Source organism: Pseudomonas sp. FIP_A4 (assembly GCF_036701605.1).
GTDB lineage: Bacteria > Pseudomonadota > Gammaproteobacteria > Pseudomonadales > Pseudomonadaceae > Stutzerimonas > Stutzerimonas phenolilytica.
The window spans coordinates 464952-488923 of record NZ_JAYDXP010000121.1 but is presented as its reverse complement, the minus strand read 5'-3'; the positions used below and the strand labels follow the sequence as shown (position 1 = coordinate 488923).

At 57.7% G+C, this 23972-nt stretch carries 24 protein-coding genes, 1 other RNA gene and 2 pseudogenes; 16 read left to right on the top strand and 11 right to left on the bottom strand.

Annotated features, from left to right (window positions below; genetic code table 11):
* Nucleotides 1-26: 26 nt before the first annotated feature.
* Complete coding sequence (locus tag U8L64_RS09690) at nt 27-569, bottom strand: Pycsar system effector family protein (RefSeq protein ID WP_333396607.1); 543 nt, start codon at nt 567-569, stop codon at nt 27-29.
* A 346-nt stretch (nt 570-915) separates the two neighbouring features.
* Between U8L64_RS09690 and U8L64_RS09685 the strand changes: the two genes are divergently transcribed.
* The 8 genes from U8L64_RS09685 to U8L64_RS09650 all read left to right on the top strand — a co-directional run bounded on the left by U8L64_RS09685 (nt 916) and on the right by U8L64_RS09650 (nt 8960).
* The gene (locus U8L64_RS09685) at nt 916-2493 is read left to right on the top strand and encodes a DUF4041 domain-containing protein (protein ID WP_333396604.1); all 1578 of its coding nucleotides are present in this window, start codon (nt 916-918) and stop codon (nt 2491-2493) included.
* A gap of 212 nt (nt 2494-2705) precedes the next feature.
* Nucleotides 2706-3719: an SIR2 family protein gene (locus U8L64_RS09680; RefSeq protein ID WP_333396602.1), complete on the top strand. Its 1014-nt coding sequence runs from the start codon at nt 2706-2708 to the stop codon at nt 3717-3719.
* Between the two features lie 9 nt (nt 3720-3728).
* Entirely contained in the window at nt 3729-5456 is a 1728-nt protein-coding gene (locus tag U8L64_RS09675) for an ATP-binding protein (RefSeq protein WP_333396599.1), read from the top strand.
* Nucleotides 5457-5955: 499 nt separating this feature from the next.
* Entirely contained in the window at nt 5956-6246 is a 291-nt protein-coding gene (locus U8L64_RS09670; RefSeq protein ID WP_333396596.1) for a hypothetical protein, read from the top strand.
* Nucleotides 6247-6343: 97 nt separating this feature from the next.
* Nucleotides 6344-7297, top strand: coding sequence for a restriction endonuclease (locus U8L64_RS09665; protein WP_333396593.1), 954 nt, complete (start codon nt 6344-6346; stop codon nt 7295-7297).
* An 82-nt stretch (nt 7298-7379) separates the two neighbouring features.
* Nucleotides 7380-7784: a hypothetical protein gene (locus U8L64_RS09660; protein WP_333396590.1), complete on the top strand. Its 405-nt coding sequence runs from the start codon at nt 7380-7382 to the stop codon at nt 7782-7784.
* A gap of 81 nt (nt 7785-7865) precedes the next feature.
* An RNA gene (locus U8L64_RS09655) (hammerhead ribozyme type II) lies at nt 7866-7935 on the top strand.
* Between the two features lie 758 nt (nt 7936-8693).
* Nucleotides 8694-8960, top strand: a complete 267-nt coding sequence (locus U8L64_RS09650) for a hypothetical protein (RefSeq protein ID WP_333396587.1) — start codon at nt 8694-8696, stop codon at nt 8958-8960.
* Nucleotides 8961-9615: 655 nt separating this feature from the next.
* On the opposite strand, the gene U8L64_RS09645 is transcribed toward U8L64_RS09650, so the two are convergent.
* From U8L64_RS09645 to U8L64_RS09625, 5 genes and pseudogenes are all read right to left on the bottom strand, one after another.
* Nucleotides 9616-10491, bottom strand: a complete 876-nt coding sequence (locus U8L64_RS09645) for a DNA methylase (protein WP_333396585.1) — start codon at nt 10489-10491, stop codon at nt 9616-9618.
* A 2-nt stretch (nt 10492-10493) separates the two neighbouring features.
* Complete coding sequence (locus U8L64_RS09640; RefSeq protein WP_333396582.1) at nt 10494-11801, bottom strand: DNA methyltransferase; 1308 nt, start codon at nt 11799-11801, stop codon at nt 10494-10496.
* A gap of 209 nt (nt 11802-12010) precedes the next feature.
* Nucleotides 12011-12295: a hypothetical protein gene (locus U8L64_RS09635; RefSeq protein ID WP_333396580.1), complete on the bottom strand. Its 285-nt coding sequence runs from the start codon at nt 12293-12295 to the stop codon at nt 12011-12013.
* Between the two features lie 132 nt (nt 12296-12427).
* A pseudogene (locus U8L64_RS09630) lies at nt 12428-12652 on the bottom strand (helix-turn-helix domain-containing protein); the annotation flags it as partial.
* 12 nt (nt 12653-12664) lie between these two features.
* Nucleotides 12665-12883 (bottom strand): annotated as a pseudogene (locus tag U8L64_RS09625) (hypothetical protein); the annotation flags it as partial.
* On the opposite strand from U8L64_RS09625, the gene U8L64_RS09620 reads away from it, so the two are divergent.
* From U8L64_RS09620 to tcyN, 4 genes are all read left to right on the top strand, one after another.
* Complete coding sequence (locus tag U8L64_RS09620; protein ID WP_333396577.1) at nt 12876-13895, top strand: D-cysteine desulfhydrase; 1020 nt, start codon at nt 12876-12878, stop codon at nt 13893-13895. The pseudogene U8L64_RS09625 and the gene U8L64_RS09620 overlap by 8 nt on opposite strands.
* 86 nt (nt 13896-13981) lie before the next feature.
* Nucleotides 13982-14779, top strand: a complete 798-nt coding sequence (gene tcyJ, locus U8L64_RS09615) for a cystine ABC transporter substrate-binding protein (protein WP_333396574.1) — start codon at nt 13982-13984, stop codon at nt 14777-14779.
* Entirely contained in the window at nt 14776-15444 is a 669-nt protein-coding gene (gene tcyL, locus U8L64_RS09610) for a cystine ABC transporter permease (RefSeq protein WP_014596854.1), read from the top strand. Before tcyJ ends, tcyL begins: the two co-directional genes overlap by 4 nt.
* Complete coding sequence (tcyN, locus tag U8L64_RS09605; protein ID WP_333396561.1) at nt 15444-16202, top strand: L-cystine ABC transporter ATP-binding protein TcyN; 759 nt, start codon at nt 15444-15446, stop codon at nt 16200-16202. Before tcyL ends, tcyN begins: the two co-directional genes overlap by 1 nt.
* 83 nt (nt 16203-16285) lie before the next feature.
* Here tcyN and U8L64_RS09600 read toward each other — a convergent pair whose 3' ends face one another.
* Complete coding sequence (locus U8L64_RS09600) at nt 16286-16765, bottom strand: VOC family protein (RefSeq protein ID WP_333396559.1); 480 nt, start codon at nt 16763-16765, stop codon at nt 16286-16288.
* A 494-nt stretch (nt 16766-17259) separates the two neighbouring features.
* Here U8L64_RS09600 and U8L64_RS09595 point away from each other — a divergent pair, with 494 nt between their 5' ends.
* Nucleotides 17260-17697, top strand: a complete 438-nt coding sequence (locus U8L64_RS09595) for an acetyltransferase (RefSeq protein WP_333396556.1) — start codon at nt 17260-17262, stop codon at nt 17695-17697.
* A 139-nt stretch (nt 17698-17836) separates the two neighbouring features.
* Here U8L64_RS09595 and U8L64_RS09590 read toward each other — a convergent pair whose 3' ends face one another.
* Genes U8L64_RS09590 through U8L64_RS09575 form a run of 4 tightly spaced genes read right to left on the bottom strand, consistent with a single transcriptional unit; the run spans nt 17837 to nt 21778 of the window.
* Nucleotides 17837-19519, bottom strand: a complete 1683-nt coding sequence (locus U8L64_RS09590) for an ABC transporter ATP-binding protein (protein WP_333396553.1) — start codon at nt 19517-19519, stop codon at nt 17837-17839.
* The gene (locus U8L64_RS09585) at nt 19516-20193 is read right to left on the bottom strand and encodes a lasso peptide biosynthesis B2 protein (RefSeq protein ID WP_333396550.1); all 678 of its coding nucleotides are present in this window, start codon (nt 20191-20193) and stop codon (nt 19516-19518) included. Before U8L64_RS09585 ends, U8L64_RS09590 begins: the two co-directional genes overlap by 4 nt.
* Nucleotides 20175-21590, bottom strand: a complete 1416-nt coding sequence (locus U8L64_RS09580; RefSeq protein WP_333396546.1) for an asparagine synthase C-terminal domain-containing protein — start codon at nt 21588-21590, stop codon at nt 20175-20177. Before U8L64_RS09580 ends, U8L64_RS09585 begins: the two co-directional genes overlap by 19 nt.
* Nucleotides 21591-21637: 47 nt before the next feature.
* Entirely contained in the window at nt 21638-21778 is a 141-nt protein-coding gene (locus tag U8L64_RS09575; protein ID WP_213663563.1) for a hypothetical protein, read from the bottom strand.
* Between the two features lie 344 nt (nt 21779-22122).
* On the opposite strand from U8L64_RS09575, the gene U8L64_RS09570 reads away from it, so the two are divergent.
* The 3 genes from U8L64_RS09570 (at nt 22123) to soxR (ending at nt 23925) form a co-directional block, all read left to right on the top strand.
* A complete protein-coding gene (locus U8L64_RS09570) occupies nt 22123-22584 on the top strand; it encodes a GNAT family N-acetyltransferase (protein WP_333396541.1) in 462 nt (153 codons plus the stop codon).
* A gap of 171 nt (nt 22585-22755) precedes the next feature.
* Complete coding sequence (locus U8L64_RS09565) at nt 22756-23352, top strand: LysE family translocator (RefSeq protein WP_213663565.1); 597 nt, start codon at nt 22756-22758, stop codon at nt 23350-23352.
* A gap of 96 nt (nt 23353-23448) precedes the next feature.
* Complete coding sequence (soxR, locus tag U8L64_RS09560; protein WP_333396769.1) at nt 23449-23925, top strand: redox-sensitive transcriptional activator SoxR; 477 nt, start codon at nt 23449-23451, stop codon at nt 23923-23925.
* Nucleotides 23926-23972: the final 47 nt, after the last annotated feature.

The window sequence follows — 23972 nt, the reverse complement described above, 5'->3', positions numbered from 1 at the left end:
AGCTTCCATTCTCCTTCTGAGTACATTTAGCACAAATGAAAGATAGCCGCACCAATCAACACAGCAGTCACACACCCGAAATGAATCATTAAAATTATGGTTGCAAACTGAATGCGAGAAAATTTTCCGGAAGCAATTGTTGCGAGCGTGTAAATCTGCCCGTTAAGATCCTCTAGAAAATCATCATTAGTTTTCTTTAGAACTTTATTTGAGTATTCTTCCGATGTTTTGCAAGAAGCAATATCACCGTAGAAAATAAGCGACTCTCCGCTGAGCGTGTTTGGCTTGCCGAATGTAATGGGAAATATAATGAGCGCAGCCAATACCATACACCAGAGCGAGAAAGCCAGCGCAAGGACCGAGAACAACCCTACTGCGACCATCAACTGCATACTCGCGCCAGCCAAGTCCAGCTTATCCAGAATCGCCAAAATGAATGCAGTAGCTGCCGCGCAATACGACATGATAATTGTGCATTTGGTGTTTGTTGCACCAATATAGGTATCAATTCTCTTAAGCACTTCAAATTGATTCTTAATTATTCTTTCGCTATCCGTCGCGCCTGACATGCCTGCCTCTTATATAATGATTTATGACCTATACAACACTCACGCCGCATAATGGAATAATATGATTGGCATTCCTGTATGCAAACTGAACTGCACTAGACGGTGATAGCCCCAGCCCGCTACCGTAGGCTTGAGCAAACAGATCGGACAGGAATGCCAGGAAGATAAAGTTCGCGCTCTCATATATAACTCAAGGAGTTCGCCGTCGTCCGCTTCTGGCCGAAAGCGACCTCTCCCCGTCGCGTAAGTCCGCCGCTTGAGCCTAGTCAATTACCCATGCGAGCAGTAGCCTAACGCCATCATCGTCGGTGTACCATTGCCCTCAATCAAGGGAAAGGACGCCGAGATGGAACTCTTGCTGGTCATTGCCGTAGTCGCGGCGTTCGTACTGCTGGTCAAGCACACCAGGGCCAAGGGCCGCATTGCCGAGCTGACGCTCAACCTCAAGGCACGCCAGAACGAGATTGAGGATCTCGAGCGAGAGGTAGTGCGGCTGCGCGGAGATCTACAGACGCAGCTCCAGGAGCTGCAGCGCTTCAAGCCCATCCAGGACGTCGAAGCCGAAGCCAAGCGCCTTCGAATCGAAGCCGAGGCGCAACGGGATGACCTAGTGCAAGGTGCCCGCAATCGGCTCGAAAAGGCCGAGGAGAAACTCCAGTCCGCGGTGGCGGAAGCCGACCGGATCGTGGCCATGGCCAACGAACGGGCGCAGGAGATCGCCGGCGATGCCTTCGCCGCGATGGGCAAGGCCAAGGAGCTGACCGAAGCCGCTCAGGCGATGAAGAACATCATCGAGGGGTACGGCGACGCCTATATCGTGCCGACCTACAACCTGCTCGATGACCTGGCCGAGGAATTCGGTTTCACCGAGGCCGGGAAGGAGCTGAAGCAGGCGAGGGAATCCTCCCGCCTGATGGTCAGGCACGGCCGTTCGGCCACCTGCGACTACGTCGAAGCCAACCGCCGCGAGATCGCCATTCGCTTCGTCACCGATGCATTCAACGGCAAGGTGGACTCCATACTCTCCATACTCTCCCGAACCAAGACGGACAACCACGGCAAGCTGGAACAGGAGATCCGTGATGCTTTTGCCCTGGTTAACCTCAACGGCTCCCCGTTCCGTAATGCCCGTATCACCGAGGAATACCTCAAGGCCCGGCTGGAGGAGCTGAAGTGGGCGGTGACTGCACGTGCGCTGAAGGAACGCGAGCGCGAGGAGCAGCGTCAGCTGCGCGAGCAGATGCGCGAGGAAGAGAAGGCCCGGCGCGAGTACGAGCGCGCGATCAAGGAAGCAGCCAAGGAAGAGAGCACCCTGCGCAAGGCGATGGAGAAGGCTCAGCAGCAGGTTGCCGCGGCCAACGAAGCTCAGCGGGCTCAATTCGAGGCGCGCCTGGCGGCGTTACAGGAGCAGCTCAAGGCCGCCGAGGAAAAGAACCAGCGCGCCCTCTCCATGGCACAGCAGACGCGGGCTGGGCACGTCTACGTCATTTCCAACATCGGCTCCTTCGGCGAAGAGGTGTTCAAGATCGGCATGACGCGCCGGCTCGAACCGCTCGATCGCATCCGCGAGCTGGGCGATGCGAGCGTGCCCTTCGAGTTCGACGTACACGCCATGATCTTCAGTGATGACGCACCTGGACTGGAGAAGCAGCTGCACCGGCATTTCCTGCGTCAGCAAATCAACAAGGTCAACCCGCGCAAGGAGTTCTTCCGGCTGGAGCTGGCAGAGATACGCCAGGAACTCGAAACGCTCGGCGTCGAGACTCACTGGACCATGAGCGCCCTCGCCCACGAGTTCCGCGAAACGCTGCGCATTGAGCAGCAGATCCGGGACAATCCGGCAATCGCCGCGGAATGGACGCGTCATCAGATCGAGGTGGAAGAAGTTTTGGAAGCGGTCGAGGAAGAGGAAGTGCTGAGTTAGAAGTGGCAGATCAACCGACGAGGGACTTCCCTACCCACACCCGCTCAACATATTCATAAACCGAGCCCCACAAAGGCAGACCCACCGACCATGAAGATGCGGTCGGGTTGGTCGGCTTTGCCGGGGGGGTGACCGTAGAGGTATAGAGCCTTGAAGCCTGATAGGCTACCAAGCGTAGTCTTTAGGATCGGCACAACGGCAGGGATAGAATTTTGTCAGACCTGAATTTTGAAAAACAAGCGCAGGACTATTACGGCAAGGCTCCTCTCATCATCTTGGGCAGCGGTGCATCGGCTGCTCATGGCATGTCTGGAATGTGGGCGCTTGCGACCCACTTGGTGGCAAATACCGACACTTCAGGTTTATCCGATGCCGAAATCGAGGCGTGGGAGAAATTCTGCCAGGTTTTAAAAGACGGCGTTGACCTGGAGTCGGCGCTGTACCAAGTGGCAGCGACCGAGGAGCTGACTTCCAGAATTATCAAAGCAACCTGGTCGCTCATCAGCTCTGAAGACATTCAAGTATTCCACCAGAGCCTTCAGAATCAATCGATGTTTCCACTGAGTCGACTGCTTCGCCATATGTTCGACAGCAGCCTCAGCAAAATTAATATCGTCACTACGAATTATGACAGGCTGGCAGAATATGCCTGCGATCAAGAGGGAGCCCATCATTACACGGGCTTCACACACGGTTTTTTTCGGCAGCGGGCGGAACCGAGTGAAATTACGTCTGCGCGCAGGGTGAATATCTGGAAGGTTCACGGCTCTCTGGACTGGTTTAAATCGCCTCTTGAAGACATCGTAGCCCTTTCAAATATTCAAGGGATACCTGCTAATTACAAGCCGGAAATCGTGACTCCGGGCACTCAGAAATATCAAACGACGCATTTAGAGCCATACCGCTCAATTATCCACAATGCCGATTTGGCCATTACCGCTGCCAACTCATTCCTGTGTATCGGCTACGGCTTCAACGACGAGCATATTCAGCCGAATATCATGTCTAAATGCCAGCGCCGGAACACCCCAATCACGATCATTACCTATACGCTCTCAGACGCTGCCAGGAAGCTCATCCTTGACGGCAAGACGCAGAATTTCCTGGCAATAGAACGGGGAGCAACAGACGACCATTCCATCGTCTACTCCTCTTTAGCTAAGACCCCGGTGACCGTTGAAAAAAACATCTGGAGTCTTGAGGGTTACCTGTCACTCATCATGTAGGAAGAAGAGATGCCGATTTTTAACTTTAAGGATGAAGACGCGCTTGGGAAGGTTGCCTCCGTCGACACGACAAACGTTATCGTGGACGTAGAAAATGTCGGCCAACTCAAACGGTTGCAAGTCAACCATCTGGCAGTCCTCCAAAGCAGCAGACCCGGACAGCACCTCATCGGCCTCATCACCCAGGTGACCCGTAAACGCGGCATCGAGGACATCGCAGGTGATGGCATCAGCGATCAGGCGTCAGAACTGAATCTGTGCAAAATCGCCCTGATTGGCACGATGCTGGATCGTGACGGCGGCAGAGAAAATGTCTTCCGCCGCACCCTAGAAAGCGTTCCGGAAATCGACGCAAATTGCTTTTCGCTGGAGGGCGAAAACCTCACCAACTTTATGCGTACGCTCTCCAGCGTCTCAGCCGATGGGAACGCCCTGACGCTGGGCAAATACACCTTGGACGAACATGCCGTTGCCTACCTCAACGGTAACAAGTTTTTCCAGCGCCATGCCTTTATCGGCGGCAGCACCGGATCAGGAAAATCCTGGACCACAGCCAAGATCATTGAGCAGATGTCAGGGCTCTCTACGGCGAACGCCATTGTTTTTGATCTTCATGGTGAATACTCACCGCTGGTAGGCCCAGGCATTCAGCACTTCAAGGTGGCCGGTCCTGCAGATGTTGAGGCTAAACACACCATTGATGACGGCGTGCTTTACCTGCCTTACTGGCTGCTTTCGTACGAAGCACTCGTGTCCATGTTCGTTGATCGGAGCGACCAGAATGCGCCCAACCAGGCCATGATCATGGCGCGTGAGATCAACCAAGCAAAACAAAAGTACTTAGAAGATGGCGGCCAGACAGACGTACTGAAGCACTTCACCGTCGACAGCCCAGTCCCCTTCAGCCTCGATTTTCTCATGGGCAGGTTGAATGACATCAATGTCGAGATGGTTCCCAGCGCTCGTGGTGAAAAGCAAGGCGATTTCAACGGAAAGCTTTCCCGCATGATCTCCCGCCTTGAGAACAAAATTTCTGATCGACGCCTTGGCTTTATGTTCAATGGCGGCGGAGACGTTCTGGATTTCTCCTGGCTTGAAAAGTTCACCACTGCCGTGCTTGGCAGCTCTGGAGAAAATGGCAAAGCCGGTATCAAGATCATCAATTTTTCCGAAGTGCCATCGGACGTTCTCCCTCTAATCGTTTCTCTGGTCGCCCGGGTTACGTTCTCCGTCCAACAGTGGACGCCATCCGAGTTACGCCATCCAATTGCACTTCTGTGTGACGAAGCGCATCTCTACATGCCCCAACGAAACATGGCGGAATCCGCTGACGATATCTCACTGGATATTTTCGAGCGCACCGCCAAGGAAGGCCGCAAATACGGTGTCAGCCTTGTGGTGATAAGCCAGCGTCCGTCCGAAGTGAATAAGACAATGCTTAGTCAATGCAGCAACTTCGTGTCCATGAGGCTGACCAACGCCGAGGATCAGGGTGTTATCAAGCGACTGTTGCCCGATAGCCTCGGCGGGTTTAGCGACATCCTGCCGACCCTCGATACAGGCGAGGCCCTTGTTGTAGGTGATGCCAGCTTGCTACCAAGCAGAATCAGAATCGATGAGCCAAAAAACAAGCCAAATAGCGGCACGGTAAATTTTTGGGATGAATGGCAAAAGCCCGTCAAAGACAAGCGTCTGTCAATTGCGGTGGATAACTGGCGTAAGCAAAATATCCAGTAATTGCTTCACGGATTGCAAGCCAGAGTGGTCGTATAGAGCGGCTTATAGCCGCTCCATTTGAAGGATCAAGGGCGCAATATTTTTGCGCTCATCACGCGTCGGATATTTGCCAAAGGTACTAGGGCATTGTGAGTCGCCCCAAGTTCGTAGAACACATACGAGCGGCTGCTCCTGGCCGTGGCCTGTCATTGCGCCAGGTGATCTTCTCGCCGTGAACATGCGGCCTTGGACAAGATGACGGCCATTTACTACTGTCGGCTCTTGAAAGGTGGTCTTTGCCAACGACCGCGTTCAAGGAGGGGCCAATGAAGGCAACCATTGCGGCAGCTACGATCCTGCTCGCTGCCAGCGTGCAAGCACAGAGAATCGCTGAACTGCTAAAAACCGTCTAGCAAGTGGTTCAAACCGTTCGCTTCGCTCACCGGGACGGGCTAAAGCCCGCCCCTCAACCAAACATTATACGCCAAGGCAATAAAACTCTGCACATGGAGGTATGTCAGTGAGCAATTATCGAACCGTAGCTATCGAAACCTACTCAGGTCGAGGCACAACGTCTAGTGATGGAGTTCGGGCTCGTCCGCTGCCCGGTCAGAAGCTCGACACATCTATGAATGTCGAATGCTCTTCAAAAATGCGTAAAGGCTATCCGGTAGGAACTAGGTTCTTAATTCAGGCCAAAATCACCTGCAAAGAAGGCGGCACGCCATTCTTGTACTCACACTACAATCAGCCATACAAGGTCATAACTGCCGAAGAAGCAGAGGCATTGATTCGTGGTTTGGGCGTATAACAATGTGCTCAACACCGTTCGCTTCGCGAACTGGACTCGCAAAAGCTACGCTTTTGCTCGCCTGTTAGGTTAATCGTTATGCATCTTAGGAACCACCATGGCTTTGCTTGACTTTAAAGAAATCCCGGAAGCACACAAGGGTGGCGGGCAGCAAGATACTTTCGAACTCTTGGCACGAGACTTCTTCGAGGCAATGGGTTACAAAATTGTGCGAGGCCCAGGCCGTGGCGCCGATGGTGGATGTGATCTCATTATTGAAGAGACTCGAACCGGGATCGCTGGGACAACGAATGTAAAGTGGCTCGTAAGTTGTAAACACAAAGCTCACTCTGGTGCGGCTGTGCTAAAAACGGATGAGGCCGAAGTTAAAGATTCGGTAGAAAGCAATGGTTGCCAAGGCTTTATTGGCTTCTATTCGACCCTGCCATCCTCTGGTCTAATTCAGAAGGTGCAGTCAATATTTTCGATTGATCACCAGTTTTTCGATTCAGCACGTATAGAGCAAATACTGCTCTCTACAAAACACGGCAGAAAAATTGCTGAACGTTATTTCCAAAATTCATACGCCCTCTGGACTAAGGAATACCCAACCAAGGCACAGATCTTTTCCGATGCCGATGGCCTGCGCTGCGTCAACTGTGGAGACGACATCACAGAAGGAAGGAAAGGAATCGTTGTATCTTGGGAGAAATTTCGAGATAACGAAGCCGGTCAGCGTGAGCGTCACGTGAAGCATTTTTACTGGTGTTGCCGTGGCGAATGTGACCGTGAACTGAAGGGGAAATACGGCGAGGCCGGATATGTAGATGGATGGGAAGACATCCATGACCTTAGGATTCCGACTATTTATATTCGATGGGTCGTCGGCTTGCTAAATCATCTCTATGGCGGTTATCGATATTCCTCGGAAGCCTTTGAGGCACAAAAGGAAATGCTGCTTCAGTTGTTCCCGAACGTTGCACGCAATCTAACGATGGGTGAGGTGGAGAGGATTAATGATCTCGGGGCAATCCCTTCGTTTCTTGGTGGCCTTGGATACCCAGATGCATAACAATCCGGTCCAGCGGACAGTCCGCCTGCTGCGCTGTCGACCTGCCGCTGACCTCCGTCGTTAGAATTCAAAGGATTGATCTGTGTTCGCCAAAAACCGAAATCCCGACAACCACCTACTTGACCCTTTAGTAAAGCCGCTCGCGTCTAGAGCTTTCTTGGTTGTTATTTCTCTGGTTGCCATTTGTGCAGGAATTTTCATTTCAGTTATCCATAAAGACTGGTCATGGATCAATAGATTCGGGGCGGTAGTAATAGTGGTCGGTCTGCTGTTCACAATGTCCCCACTATTCTCAAATGGCATCTATAAGTCACAGTCCGGTGCTGGCCGCTTTGCTGATCTCCACACTGACGGCACGCTAATAACCACAAATCTTGAAGAACGAAAAATTGGCAACAACGTTATATTGGGCATAGTTGTTACAGCCATTGGAACTTTAACAAATGCATTTGGCGATTTACTGGGAACTTGCGTATATGGCTTCTAACTATGCGCTCAAGTCGCTCACTTCGTTCGCTGGGACGGCGTGCCGCCGCCCCTTAGCTTAATCGTTAGGCAATATCGTACAAGCCGAAACGCACATCCAGATTGTGCGTCTCTCAGAGGTGGCCTCCTGAGACTGATGATGGCAGGCTTTATTTATGTAATTTTAGGACCGACAGGTTTTTTGTTAGGCTTCCTGATTTCAGAAATAATTGCTCAGCTATCAACTATCAATAGGGAGGGTTTGCTTATGGTCAAGAAGGTTGCACACGAGATAATGGCATATGCAAAAAGCATCACAAGCCGCGTCATTGCGTCTTTGGAGGCCCACCTCCCTTCCAGGCTAAGCCTGCTGAAGAGCTTGTGAAACTCAAGCGAAAAGGAAGTCTGAGAAATGCCTAAAAAGTGGTTCAAGTCGTTCGCTTCGCTCACTCGGGACCGGCTAAAGCCGGCCCCTTAACCAAACGTTAGCGTCCGCTATTGGCCGGTAGCAGCCCTTCGCAGTTCTCACGCCTGCTACTCCTAGCTAAGCCCCAACCTGTTTGCCCTCCCCAATCCCCCGCGCTAGACTGTCCCGGTCGTGGTAAGTCCCACGACCGGGTGTGACAACCCGAAACCGTTCGAGGGCGCGGCAGCGCCATAGCCGTGTGGTCAGCACTTAACTGTGCCTGGCCGCCGCATTCTATGGTGGGCCGTGCGGGGCAGGCTTCGGCCTGGCCGGTTCCCTCGGACGCCGGTTTGTCACCCCCGTGCGGTCCACCTCCACTCCGGGTGACAACGGGTGGTCGTGGCTCCTTAACCAGTCCGAGGAGCACAAGCAGAATGCATTACCTCCTTTTTACGCCCGCGCCCCGCCCTGTCGTTTCGTCTGTATATGGCTATTGCCTTCGCACTTCGCGCTGCGAGGTGGGCCATGACTGAGCTGCCTTCCAATCTCCTTACCTTCCCTTCCACTGCCCCCTTGCGTTGTTCGACTGCCGTTTCCTCTTCCGGTCCTTTGGCCGAGGCGGAGATGCGTGTCGAGATGATCCGGGGGCTTTTGCTTCAGCTGACCGAGGATGAGGGCGTGCAGACCCTCGATCTGCGTGCGCGCCTGCTGGGCTATGCGGCCCAGGAACTGCTCGACGAGATGGTCGTGCTGTACCGACGGGCATTCGGGGCGGAATCGGCGCAAGCCTGAGCCGGTGGGCCGTCCGCCTGGGCGGCCCGCTCTAATCTTCTTCTTGGCGCTCGGTGTTGGCTCGTCGCACAGTTTGCGTCGTTTGCGTCGTTTGCGCTGTTACGCCTGGGTGCCTTTCGGATTGTTGTCGCATTGGCAAGGCTGATTGACTTCGTCTTGGCTTTTGCCTTGGGTGATTGCTCCCGGAGACTTGCGGTGGAGCTGGAGCTGATCTGACGTGCCGTGTATGAGTTGTGCGGCGCGGGCGCTCTGGATGATCTGCGGGCGGTATTGGGTAGGTTCTTTTCGGGCCTGGGCATCGGGCAGTACGTCATCGTTCGGATGGGCGGTACCGTGCCGGGTACGGCTCCCCTGCTCGTCTCGAACCATCACGACTGCTGGAAGCAGTTGTGTCGCACGCAAGTTACCAATGCATCGATCCGCTTCATGCGCGGCGCGCCGTTGTTTACATTGGTACCGTAAAAATTGCGTCTTGGTCGGGAGATAAGATGATATGGGCAGGCGCGGCATCGGGCCTGACACCGCCCAAAGCGTGTGGCGTCGTGCGACAAGGCCCGAGCATCAATGGTACGTATGCCGCGACTGACTATGGACTTGACTAAACCCGTGATACCTTTCGCTTGATAGTACAAGCGAAAGGTATCCCGGCCATCATCTAGTGAGTCGAAGCATTGATGTACGCAAGAAAACCGAGTGCGGCGGCCTTATCTTCAAAAGAGGCATCAACGCGATCGCCGTTGGAGTACCTTACTATGATCTCGTATTTGCGAAATATCCCGCCTTCGCCCTTAGTCTGATCGTGATTTTCAAGATAATGCGTTGCTGCATCTACTCTATCGAAAACTTCTTCTTGGCCATGCAGCGCCACCACGATTACAGTAGAAATTATTCTATCGATGGCCTTTTTCAAGCTATCAAAGAATCCTTTAAGTTGATTCTCATTATTTTTTACCAGATGATCCTTTAGCGCTTCCCGGCTCTCAGGCTTGAGTGATTCTATTTGAAGAACTGCACGCTCAAATTCCTCATCTGGAGTTTTCTCATCAAAAAGAGCATCAATCCCGACAGATGAAAAGGCTTCGACAATCGAATTGTACGGCATGAGAATAGTCTCAAAGCCACAGCTTCGCATTTGGGCAAGCGAGTCTTTTGTAAATACGCCTGCCAGAATCGCACCTAGAAACGGTTTATCCCAATGATATTTTTCAGCAATGGGCATAACCGCGCCCTGGATTTCCTGCGCCTTGGCGCGTGAGTGCTTCGTATATCGCCTCCACGCCGCCTCGATAAACGCCACTGGCCGACCTAAATCATCATCAGTGCCGCCTGACTCAATTACGAAATCCAGATCGTGAAAGTTCTCATAACGGTCTTGCCAGCTAACCTTAGACCCTGAGCGAGCGGCACGCTTACCTTTCTTATCCAGGTACAAACCACGCTCATCACAATACAATTGAAGCTGGGGGAGAATGATCTCTTCGAGAAGATCGCCAATAATCTGCCCAAAACGATGCGCCGGTGATTTCGCCACTGTTAACCCTCAATCCATAGATGACCTTCGTGCAAAGGCACGGTGTGCTTCCGATTCTTCCATTTTGTATTTCGGTCGCGAAGCTTTTCAAATGAATAAGAATCAAACCCAGCAGCGATAGCAAGTCGACCCAGCCAATCGTCTACTGGAACATATACTCCGTAAGGCGCGGAATCACCGATGACAAAGCACATCCGCGCCCCCGCACGACAAGATTTACGGAGCGAAGCAAAAGTAGCAGCCATATCGTAAAAATATGCTGCAACCATCATATGATAGGCCTTCTTACCACCTTTACCCAGTCGAACTTCCGCCAATTCATTGCAAACACTATCGATCTCGCTGCGAATTTCCGAAAGACTAGGGTGCTTCAGTAAGTCATCGATCACAATACGATCGGCCGTGGCGTGTTGGGAGCATGAGCGAATAATATGTTGACGAACCGTGCTATGAAGATCACCCCAACCGGAAATCTCCCCCCAAAACATCATTTCTAACCGGGTTGCATCGGCATAATCATAGTTGTTGGCGTATGGGGGTGAAGTCACCACCAGATCGATGGAGCCCGGCTCGATCGGAATGTGCGGGTTGCGTGAGTCGTGAGCAAAGACCTGCGCCGAGCCGTCCCAACACTGGTTTTGGGCTGTGCGCATGTCTTGTGCCATTTGCTCGACCTTCGCATCGAAGGCAGTCAGTGGATCCAGTACCTTCGCTTTGGACTTGTTGGGCAATACATATTGCCATTGGGCCGTACCGACGCCACTGCACACTCGGAGAATACCTGTGATCGCCAGCCATACGAGGCGCGCCGGTCCTGAACCCAATGTGTGCGAGTCGTTCATGAAGCCATTGCGCAGAGCATATAGCTGAGCAAGCGCTTCGGTTGAGTAGCATCTTTGCAGGAGCGCGGGAGCCGCCTGAACATCGGTAATGAGTCCCACCCAATCGCCGTAGTGTTCCCTGACGACCCTCGCGGCTGTCAGGAACGCATCTACTTCGGTGCCCCAGGCCAACTTGGCTTCAGCAATGCGATGAACGAAAGGATGACTTTCAAACCCGTAAGCTTTCGCCCCGCATTTTTCAGCCGCTATAAGCGTGGTACCAGATCCGGAAAAGGGGTCAAGCACTGCACAACCTTTGCCCCCATGCTCAACAATTAGGCTCTCAGCCCATTCGGCGGAAAAGCCAGCGGAATAACGGAACCAACGATGCACTGGGAGCTTCATGTTGTCAGTAAAGGTGCCAGAACGAGCCGCTTTTTGCGACTTGGTTCCGGTCTTGGCAATAGGGTGCGTGGCGTCGAGAAGCACAGTTGACCTCTAGTCTCTAATGTGTGCGCAAAAACGGCATAGAATAACCTTTTTGACGGCTCTCCGGTGCCTATCAAACCCTGGAGCGACTATTCACCTTAGGAGATCGGCCAGCAGCTGGCGCGCCAGCCCACCGGCAAGCTAACGACGAACAAAGGTTGGTAAGCCCTCTCGCGGATGGATGCAACAGGTCGCACAGCGCTTTAGGGTTATCCGGCCAGTGATTCCGTTTTGGCTGGCGTTCTGTATCCGTTGTAGCTGTACGGTCGTTGGTTGTAGTAGTCCGTCAGGTAACACAGCACATCAGCCTCAGCCTGACCTTGGCTGCTGCAGCCCTGTTCCGATATCCATTTCGTTTTCAGGCTTCTGAAAAAAACGCTCCATCGCGTTGTCCAGCAGTTACCGAGGCGGCTCATGCTCTGCTGGATACGGTAGCGCCAGAGCATCTGGCGAAGCTCAAGGCTGGTGCAGCAAGCGATGTCGATCTTGTGCATGCCCACCATCGTCTAAAGCGCGTTTGGCCGCTACCCGATGGGGCTGTCATATGCCGCGGTCAGTACGCGAAGCGTGATTGGCCCGGCAGGCGTCACTTATCTTGCACCAGCGACATTCGGTTTCCTGGTCGCTCAACTACCTACTGTACGGAAATTACGTCGATATTCGGTGGGCGTCGTGCCCAGCTGGTCCGCGAACTGCTGACGTAGCGACAGCGTAGTGCCGAATCCCACCTGCGAAGCGACGCATTCGATGAAAATTGCCGTCGTTTCGAGCAGCTGCCGGGCCCTTGCTACTCGCTCGGCATTGAGCCATTTGATGAACGTGGCGCCGGTCGCTTCGCGGAACCGCCGTGTCGCCATCGCCACGGCCGACGCAATGTTGCGAGCACCGAGCTTGCACATGGCGTTCTCTTGGTGGAAACGAACAGTTCGTGGCCGCAAGCCCAGGAAGCTGCGCGCGTGCCGGCCCGGCTCGGTCTCGCTAGGGTTGGTGTAGAGGGCTTCGCCGGTATGGACGTGGTGTACGTTTGAATTGCCTTCTACAGTGATGATTCGTCCCCGTTCAGAAGCCTGCCCGATGCTCATCGATGCCCTTGCCCGCTTCCCTCGCCTTGAACTGATTACCGGCCCCACGCCCCTGGAACAATTGCCGCGTCTGTCACGTCACCTGGGTCGGGATATCTGGATCAAGCGTGACGACCTCACGCCGCTGGCCCTCGGTGGCAACAAGGCGCGCAAGCTCGAATACCTCGGCGCCGACGCCCTGGCGCTAGGCGCGGATGTGCTGGTCACGGCCGGTGCCATCCAGTCCAACCATGTGCGGCAGACCGCGGCGCTCGCAGCCAGGCTGGGCCTTGGCTGCCTGGCCCTGCTGGAGAATCCGCTGGGCACCGACGAAGCTAATTACCTGGGCAACGGTAACCGCCTGTTGCTCGACCTGTTCGGCTGCCAGACCGAATGGGTCGGCAACCTGGATAACGCCGATGAGTTGCTTCAGGCAGCCGCGGAGCACCTGCGCAGCGCCGGGCTTAAGCCCTACGTGGTGCCCATCGGTGGCTCCAATGCGCTCGGTGCCTTGGGCTACGTGCGCGCCGGGCTGGAGCTGGCCGAGCAGATGCACGGCACCGGCGAGGACTTTGCGGCCGTGGTTCTCGCGTCCGGCAGCGCCGGGACGCACAGCGGCCTGGCGCTGGCGATGGCGCATACCCGCCCCGGCAGCCGAGTGGTCGGGGTCACCGTATCGCGGCCAGAGGCGACACAGCGACCAAAGGTCGAGGGGCTGCTGCAACGCACCGCCGATCTGCTCGGCGTCGAGGTGCCGACGGGGTTGCAGGTCGAGCTGTGGGACCAGTATTTCGGGCCGCGCTACGGTGAACCGAATGCCAACACCCTGGCCGCCATCCGCCTGCTGGCCGAACAGGAAGGCGTGCTGCTCGATCCGGTGTACACCGGCAAGGCCTTCGACGGCCTGCTCGACGGCATTGCCCGGGGCGCCTTCCCCGGCCAGGGTCCGCTGCTGTTCCTGCACACCGGTGGTGCCCCTGCATTGTTTGCCTATTATCCATGGACACTGGATGCGAAAAGGCTTATTCCCTGAGCTTCGGCTCTGATGCCTTCTGATTATTTTATCGAATAAATCTCCGCCGTTAGAGTTGTGTCCTGCCCATTCCCCGGAGGCCTGCCATGACGTTTGCCATCCTGCGTCGCCATCTGCTGCTCGGCAGCCTGACCATGCTGCTCGGCTCGCCGCTGTTCACGCCCGTGTTCGCGGCCGATCTATTGGATGAAATCAAGTCCAACGGCAACCTAAAGGTTGGCCTGGAAGGCACGTACCCGCCCTTCAACTACCAGGACGAGAGCGGTGAGTTGACCGGCTTCGAGGTGGACTTCGCCAATGCGCTGGCAAAGGAGCTGGGGGTCAAGGCCGAGTTCCAGCCGACCAAGTGGGACGGCATTCTCGCCGCCCTGGAATCCAAGCGCCTGGACGTGGTGATCAACCAGGTGACCATCTCCGAGGAGCGCAAGCAGAAGTACGACTTCTCCACGCCCTACACGATCTCCGGCATCCAGGCGCTCACCCGCAAGGCCGAAGCCGACAGCATCAAGCGTCCGGCCGACCTCGCCGGCAAGAAGGTCGGTGTGGGTCTGGGTACCAACTACGAACAGTGGCTGAAGGAGAACGTGCCACAGGCCGATATCCGCACCTACGACGACGACCCGACCAAGTTTCAGGACCTCGCCGTCGGCCGCATCGACGTGATCCTGGTCGACCGTCTGGCCGCCTTCGAGATGGTCGAGAAAACCGGCGATCGCCTGGCGGTGGCCGGTGAAGCCTTCTCCCGCCAGGAGTCCGGCGTTGCCCTGCGCAAGGGCAACCCACAGCTCCTAGCCGCCATTAACGAAGCCATAGCCAAGCTGCGCGCCGACGGCACGCTCAAGGAGCTATCGGAGAAGTGGTTCGGGGCTGACGTCACGCAATGATCGAGGGCAGCCTGCAGCTGGTCCTGGACTCCCTGCCCTTCCTGCTCAAGGGCGCGTGGTGGACCGTGGTGCTGAGCCTGGGTGGGATGTTCTTTGGCCTGCTGCTGGGCTTTGGACTGGCGCTGTTGCGGCTGTATGCGTTCTGGCCGTTGCAGTGGCTGGCGCGGGTCTATGTCTCGTTCTTCCGCGGCACGCCGCTGCTGGTGCAGCTGTTCATGATCTATTACGGCCTGCCGCAACTAGGCATCCAGCTCGACCCGCTGCCGGCAGCGCTGATCGGTTTCTCGCTGAACATGGCGGCCTACACCGCCGAGATCCTGCGCGCAGCCATCGCCTCCATCGACCGTGGCCAGTGGGAGGCGGCAGCCAGCATCGGCATGGGCCGTGCGCAGACCCTGTACCGGGCGATCCTGCCGCAGGCCGCACGCACCGCCCTGCCCCCGCTGGGCAACAGCTTCATCTCGCTGGTCAAGGACACCGCCCTGGCTGCCACCATCCAGGTGCCGGAGCTGTTTCGCCAGGCGCAGCTGATCACCGCGCGCACCTTCGAGATCTTCACCATGTACCTGGCCGCTGCGCTGATCTACTGGTTGCTGGCCAGCGTGCTGGCGTACTTCCAGGGGCGCCTGGAACATCGGGTCAACCGCCACGAGCAGGACGCCTGATGATCACCGTGCGCAATCTGAGAAAATCCTTCAACGGCCAGGCGGTGCTCAAGGGCATCGACCTGGACATCGCCCCCGGCGAGGTGCTGGCGATCATCGGCCCCAGCGGTTCGGGCAAGACCACGCTGCTGCGCTGCCTCAACCTGCTGGAGCAACCCAGCGGTGGACAGATCAGCGTGGGCGAGATCCACATCGACGCCGACCGGCCGCTCAAGGCGCAGCAGGGGCTGATCCGCGAGCTACGCCAGCACGTCGGTTTCGTGTTCCAGAACTTCAACCTGTTCCCACATCGAACCGCCCTCGAGAACGTCATCGAGGGCCCGGTGCAGGTGAAGAAGGAGCCACGCCGCGAGGCCATCGAACGCGGCCGGGCACTGCTGGCCAAGGTCGGCCTGGAGGGCAAGGAAGATGCGTATCCCAGGCGCCTCTCCGGCGGCCAGCAACAGCGCGTGGCGATTGCCCGCGCGCTGGCCATGCAGCCGGACGTGATCCTGTTTGACGAGCCGACCTCGGCGCTGGATCCGGAATTGGTCGGCGAGGTGCTCGCCACCATTCGCGGCCTAGCCGAAGAGAAGCGCACGATGGTCATCGTCACCCACGAGATGAGCTTTGCCCGCGACGTGGCCGACAGGGCGATCTTCATCGACGACGGCGTGATCGTCGAACAGGGTGACGCCAGGCAGCTGCTCAGTGCACCGCAGCACGAACGCACGCGGCAGTTTTTGAGCAAGTTTATTGGAGACCACGCGGGGCACTGAAGCGTCAGCTCGCTACTGCCTCGGGGCATCAGGTGCCTAGAGTGCCGGTTTGGCTTCGGCCTCTTGCTGGATTGAAGGCCCGTTTAGCCCCTCAATGCCGCTTCGATCTTAGCGATGTCGATCTTGCGCATGCCCATCATCGCGTCGAACGCACGCTTGGCCGCTGCCCGATCAGGGCTGGTATAGGCGGCCGTCAGAACGCGTGGCGTGATTTGCCATGACAGGCCCCACTTGTCCTTGCACCAGCCGCATTCGCTTTCCTGGCCGCCGTTCTCGACTATCGCGCTCCACAAGCGGTCCGTCTCGGCCTGGTCGTCGGTGGCAACCTGGAACGAGAACGCCTCGGAATGCTTGAAGGCCGGCCCCCCGTTTAGCCCGAGGCAGGGAATCCCCATCACCGTGAACTCGACCGTGAGGACATCGCCCTGCTTGCCCGAAGGGTAGTCGCCTGGTGCACGATGCACGGCGCCCACGGCACTGTCCGGAAAGGTCTCGGCATAGAAGGTAGCCGCCTCGAGCGCGGTACCGTCGTACCACAGGCAGATCGTGTTCTTGCTGGTCATTGCAGGTCTCCGTCTTGCTTAACGAGATGGTCTCGGGCCTGTACGGTACAAACGTTCGCCAGCCCGGCGCCCCTGGATATGGCCGCCGCCATGGCATTTGTGGCGCCGGCCGGGCGATCACACCAGGTAGTCGTATGGGCGCCTGCGCAATCGACACCTCGCTCTCGGCATCCAGGGCCGAGCTGGGCTCGTCCAGGAGGATCGTCGGGACCTCTCTTGTCTGCGCGGGTGCCGTAACTGTCCGGCGGCGTCGCGATGCCAGTTCCTCACCAGCCCGAGGACTATCCGTCGCTTATGCGTCGACCATTCGATCAACAGGTTTTTGACGCCGCGATAAGCCCTCAGTATTGTCCTTGCTCCCTTCCTTTCCGGCTTCCTCTGCCGTGAACCGCCCAGGCGTTAACTCGCGAAGCGGTCATACAAGCTGCCGGCACTTATACGGTCGCTACCCAGTAGCGCGCCTCATTCTGCGATCAAGTGTTAAGGATGATTTTATGATCATTCGTCAGGCTACCCATGACGATCACCCGCAATTGCTAAACCTCTGGCTGCGCTCCGTTCGCGCCACTCACCATTTCCTGCAAGAGTCCGATATCGAGGAGTTGTATCCCCGGCTCCGCGATATCTACCTTCCCGCTGTAGAACTATGGGTTGCGGTAGATACCGAGGATTGCCCGATCGGCTTTATCGGGATCGCTGAAAACCACGCGGAGATGCTCTTCATCGAGCCAGATCTGCGCGGAAAAGGCATTGGTCGTGCGCTGCTGGATCACACCCGCCGTTCGCGCGATCGGATTAGCGTTGACGTGAATGAGCAAAACCCCGAAGCGGTTGGGTTTTACCTGCACTACGGATTTGTACAAACCGGACGTTCGCAGCTGGATGGCGAGGGCCGCCCCTTCCCTTTGCTACACCTGAAGCTACCCAGCTAAAGGTGTAGGCGGGCCGGGAATTGCGCCGAGCCACAAGCGTATACACACGCCGACTGCACACCAGCACTTCATCGCGGTTAGCCCGGTGATTGGCGACCGCGCCCCCCTGGGTAGCCTCTTCGGGTGAAGGTATGCGCATTTAACCTGAGCACACCGAATTCATGCGCACCGTCCCGTCTCCGGCGAGGCGGATGACGTAGTCGGCCTTGGCGATGACCGATGGGCGATGGGTAATCATCACCAGTGTCCGGGCGTTGGCCTTGAGCACATCGATGGTGCGCTCCTCGCTCTCGACATCAAGGGCGGAGGTGGGCTCGTCCAGGAGGATCGTCGGTGTTCCCCGCGCCAACGCCCGGGCGATTGCGATGCGCTGCTTCTCGCCGCCCGACACGGCAGCGGCATCGAACCCCACGTGTCTGTCCGTGGTCGGGGTGTCGCTGGCATGGGCGTCGAGTCCGAGCAGGCCGAGCAGGCTGTCGAGCCGGTCGTCGCTCAGGTTTCCCTTCGCGCCGTAGCGGACGTTGTCGGCCACGGTGCCGGCGATGAGCAGCGGATGTTGGGTAACGACCGAGACGGCGTCGAGCAATGCGGTTCGGTCCAGGGTGATCGTGTCCATGCCGAACGCCCTGACCGTGCCCTCCTCCGGCTGGATCAGCCCCACCAGCAGGCGCAGCAGCGTCGTCTTGCCGGCACCCGAGGGGCCAGTGATTGCGTAGGTATGGCCCTGGTGGATCTGCAGGTCGACGCTGTCGAGGATCGTCCGACCCTCCGCCCGGTAGGTCACGCCCGCGAGCTCGAATATGACCTCCGCGTCGGTGTTGGGGATCGTGTGGCCCCGAGGCTCGGTTTCCAGGTCCAGGTAATGAAAGCCCCTGTCCAGCAGGACCAGGTGGTTACGTAGCTCGATCAGTACGCTGGCCAGTAGTGCCAGGCGCATCGTCAGCTGCATGACGTAGCCGTTGATCATGATGAAGTCACCGACGGTGTACGTGCCCTTCGCGACCTCGCCGACGACATAGAGCGTCGAGGCCAGGAGCAACGCACCAACGAGCGTGACCTGCAGCAGCATGAGCAGGCCGATGCGCAGGTTGCCCACGGTCACGCTGTCGATGAAGCCGCCCACCTTCGAGCCGAAGCGCTGCTGCTCCAGCGGCTGGGCATTGTTGAGCTTGATCTCCTCGACCAGGCGCATCCGCTCGGTGAAATGCGACATCACCTGATTGTTCGATTCCATGATGCGCTGGTGGATGCCCTTGGCCTTGCGTGACAGCAGCACCGAAAGCCCAACCAGCGCGACGATGGCCATGATGAAGAACGCCGCGAAGGCGACGCTGATCAACGTGGCGAGCACAGCGAATACGAACAGCAGCTCGATCAGTGTCGGCAGCACGATCCAGAACAGCGTGCTGGTCAGCGCACTGAAGGCACCCTTGGAACGCTGTGCATCGGCGACCAGCACGCCCTGGTCGAGCTTGCGCAGCTCGGCCTGTGGCACCTTGAGCAGGTGATCGAAGAACGCGCGGTAGAACGCTGCATCGCAGCGCACCAGCACCGCGGCCGAGAGGATGTTCTTGGTCCACTCCAGCACCTGCGCACCGGTCCAGCACAGTGCATAGGCTGCCGCCGTGACCAGAATAATGCTCATGGCATCGCCCGCGGCAAGCCGGTTGGTTGCCTCGCGAAGCAGGACCGGAACGGTGGCGTTCAGTAGCGCCAACGCCAGCAGGATCGCAGAGGCGATCGCGAAGTAGGTAAAGGCCTTCGGGTAGTAGGTACGGGCCAGGGTTAGGGCTCGGCGGTATTGCTGCAGCGCTTGCGTCATTGGGTACCCCGCAGGCGGTGGAGAGATCGGGCGACATGTTCCGGCTCACCTAGGGGCTGACCGTTTACTTCCAGCCAGGCATGCGCCATGAAGCTGTACTTCTGCACGCCAATCTCGACGGTTCCATTGACGCCGTGATGGGCAAGGCGTTCACGTAGCGCGAGAGAAAACTCGAGGCAGGCGATCTTGCATGGAAGCCAGCGCGTTGCTCGAAGTAGCGCGGTGATCTCCAGGTCGACTATCGACTTGGCTGGTGCACTGCTGGCAAGACTTGAATGGTCCCTCCGCAGTAGCCGGCAAAGCGAAACGCACTTGAGCAGAAGGCATGCCTTCGCCAGGCTCAGGCCAGCAGCAAGCACTTCGCGAGTCGACGGACAAGAGGCATGGTAGAGGGTCTTGTAGCGGACCGACTCGCTCCAAGTGAAATCATCGAGTCCGGCCGCGCGGCTTCTATTGAGACTGATCATCGATGGAGCGCTCTGCAACGCTCCTTCGGCCAGTAGCGCTTCGACCAGCGGGCTCTTCGGTTGCCCTTCGACGGCGGCAACGATTTCCCCGGTTGTGTCTCGCCCGAAAAGCAGGAAGCGGTTCGAGCGGGCATCGAGCAGCACCAGCTCTTCATCAGCCACCACGTGGAGTATCCAGGGGGCGAAGCTCAGGTATCGAGCTGCCATCGAGGCATTCCAGACAGACGAGACCAGTGCTGGATAAATAGCTCCAGCGATAGGGCATTCATAAGACGCGGATGGATATCGGTCGAACCGAACGCTGCCGCTTTCAGTGCGCGCTGCATCTCGTCGACACGATACATGCTGAATTTTGCTCCGACGCCCTGTTCCAGAACGGCCGCCAGAATGCCCTGCTTCAGGCCGATGGCTTTTTGGAAGACGCCGGTGAGGTGACCTTTGCTAACACGGCTGTGATCCTCGGTACCGTGGTAGTCATTCATTGCCATTCGGAACGGCAGCCGGGATGTACCCTTCCCGACATACTCATGCGGCTTGATCGACAGCGCGTAGTTCAACATCGAGGGACAGGTGAATGGATGGATGACCTTGTACGGCGTACCGAGCCTGCTCCAGATCGCATTCTCGTAGCAGGCCTGCCGGATCAACCGCCTGTGCAGGCGCTTTCCCGGGCCGAGGCTCAACGATGCGCGCCCGATGCCTCTTCCTACGTGGCGATAGCGCAAGGGGGCAAGCACTCCTGCGCCATGGAATTCGACCAGTGCCCGGTAGTAGTGCAGGGCCTCGCGAAAACGACCGCACGCCAGGAGGTCCAGCATGGGGATCGGACTCGGCGGATCGAGGAAGATGTGATCTCCCCCATGGCCGTTAACCACGACGACATCCGCGCGATTCCCTATCACGTCCCGTACGAACCGGTCGCGCTCGGCCATCATGAAAAGCGACACGCTGGGCCTGTCCGGTTCGAATTGTTCGGGAATCACGAAGAGCGCTTCCGGCGAAACAGGTGCAACGCGGTGCTCGAAACCAAGCTTGCCGGCGATACGCCTTGCATGTCCGACGTCGCTGGCATCTGGGGCGTCAGGATCGGCCCAGGTGATGGCCTCCACATCGGATCTGCCCGATAGGGAGTAGGCGATGGCGGTGGAGTCAACGCCACCGGACAGTTCGAGAACCACGGCGCCTGGCGAAGCACTGAGCACATTCTCCAAGAGCGTGCCGGGATGACCGGCCGTTTCGCTGTCACGCTCTTCCCTCGCCCACGGCTCGAAACGCCAGGAGCAGACTCCAGCGCCAAGCGACAGGATCGCCCCCGGGATCAGTTGGTAGATGTCGCGCCATGCTGTCGAGTGTGTTGCGGTCTCACCGAAGCGCAAGTGATGGCGCAGGAAATCAGGGTTGAGGGCCGGTTTCTTCGACTGCAGCAGGCTTGTCAGGGATGTCCAGATGCTGAAGCCGGAGGATGTGACGTGCACATAGAAGACATTCGGGCCGGCGTTCCTAAGGCTCGAGGTATTGCCAAGGAACTCTGCTTGAAGGCCTGGCACGATCCAGGTTGGTGTCGGTAAACCCGATGCCTGGTTGGCCTGGAAGATCATGGTCATCACGCGGCTACGCACTAGGTGACGGCAGAGCCGCCACCCAGGGTCCATCAACGGGACCAGACGCCGTAGCTACCCTCGACGATCGCGCCACCCGGCACGCCGTTGATCTTGCCTTTGGCGTTAGTGATGACGACCGCGCGATCGCCAATATCGCGATCGGAAGTGCGCTTGCGAAGTAACTTGAACATAACGATACCCCTCACTTTCGATAACGAGGCGAAATGCCTCGTCAACAAGCCTAAGGGGCTCGCCTCCAAAAGATAGCTGTCAGATATGCCAGGCTAGCAGCGCCCACCAGGCACGTGCTGCCTCTGGTTGTGCCTCGGTGTATGCCTTCACCAAGCTGCAATCTCCCATCCTCTTTCCCGCCTCCCTTGACCTCAACTTGACTTGAAGTCCTAGAGTCCCTCGCGTCGAGCCTGGCAACACAGTTGCCTCGCCCCTTACCTGTCGCTAACCAGGACCCAACCAGATGTGCCAATTCAGGGACACCCCGCGGGATACCGGATTCTCATCACTGCCACCCGGGCGCATGAACCGCCTTGGCCTCCGGCGAGCCACATCTCGGGATCACCGGGCCTTGTTCGAGATCCACCGGACCGCGTTCCTGGCGCACATTGCACGGATCTGGGGTTGGGACGAACGATGGCAGCGAGCCAATTTCCTCCATGATATGGCCACCGCTTGTACCTGGGTCGTGGAGATCGACTCGGGCATAGCCGGCTACCTGCAGTTCGAGGATCAGGCCGCGCGGATGCACGTGCGCAACATCGCGCTGCTTCCGGCGTTTCAACGCCTGGGGATCGGGACTTGGCTCGTGGAGGAACTCCAGGCGAAAGCGGCCGCGCGGGGCGTGCCCATCGAGCTCAGCGTGTTCAGGACGAACGTGATGGCCAGGCGTTTCTACGAGCGCCTCGGGTTCGTCAGGACGCGCGATGCGCAAGCCCATATCCACATGACCTGGCACGGCCCCGAGTGTCGGCGACAGCCATGATGCCTGCCCCCATGACACCCTCATCACGCGCCGCGAGCAGCTGTGCGCCGCTTGAGATCGCAGGCACTGCCCACGCAGCGCCACTGTTCGGGGCGATTCGATGGTCGCTGTGCATGGATCACGGTCATGCGAAGACCGAGACTGCCGGCTCTGGCCACTCCGGAGGGAACCATGCCGTCAGAAACCCTGCTTGCCTTCATCACCTATGCCTTCGTGACGTCCATTACCCCGGGGCCGAACAACACCATGCTGCTGGCCTCGGGCTTGAACCACGGCTTTGTCCGCAGCCTGCCGCATGTCCTGGGCATCAGCATCGGCTTCGCGGTGATGGTCATGGGGGTGGGCGCGGGGCTGGGGCGCTTGTTCCAGACCTACCCTGCCCTATATGACCTGCTGCGGATCGTTGGCGCGGTCTACCTGTTGTATCTGGCCTGGCAGATCGCGACGGCACTCCCAATGGAGGACGCCTCGGCGCCCGGGCGTCCGTTCGGATTCTGGAAAGCCGCGGGCTTCCAATGGGTCAATCCGAAGGCCTGGATCATGGCCATCGGGGCCATCACGGCCTACCTGCCTGCCGGTGGCGGCATGCAGGCGGTCGTGGTGCTGTCGCTGCTGTTCGCGATCGTCAACGCGCCTAGCGTGGTGGTCTGGGTGACCTTCGGCACGACGCTACGGCGCTGGCTGACCGATGCGCGCCACCTGCGCGCCTTCAACATATCGATGGCGTTACTGCTCGTGGCTTCGTTACACCCGCTCCTGCTTGGATAGACGAGTCCTGATGGCTTGTCATCGGCGCAACGCCAATGCCATCGCATGACGGAAGCAGAAGCGAGCTTCATCGCGTCCGACTCAAGGGAGCTACCAATGGCAGGAAAGACAATCAAGAAGGATCCTCTGCTACCCATCGGCGAGATCGCCAAGCGTAGCGGCGTTGCGGCATCGGCGCTGCGCTACTACGAATCGCTCGGCTTGATCAGCTCGTCCCGCCAGGGAACCAGTCGCCGCTACTTTCCACGCTCGACCCTACGCCGGGTGGCGTTCATCATCTTCGCCCAAAAGATCGGCTACTCGCTCCAGGAGATCGGCGAGCAGCTGGCGCGGCTGCCCACCGGCAAGCTGCCGACGGACAAGGATTGGCAAGCCCTGTCTCGCGGATGGAAACAACAGGTCGCCCAGCGCATCATGGAATTGCAGCGACTCGACATGGACCTGGATCACTGCATCGGCTGCGGTTGCCTCTCGCTACAGCGCTGCAAGCTGGCGAATCCAAACGACGCGGCCGCAGCCGGCGGCACCGGCCCGCGCCGGTGGCTGACTGACGAGCAGCCAGGGCATGGGTGATTCATCTAGGTGCGTCGTACCGGCTGGCTCCGCCAGCGCAAGGAATC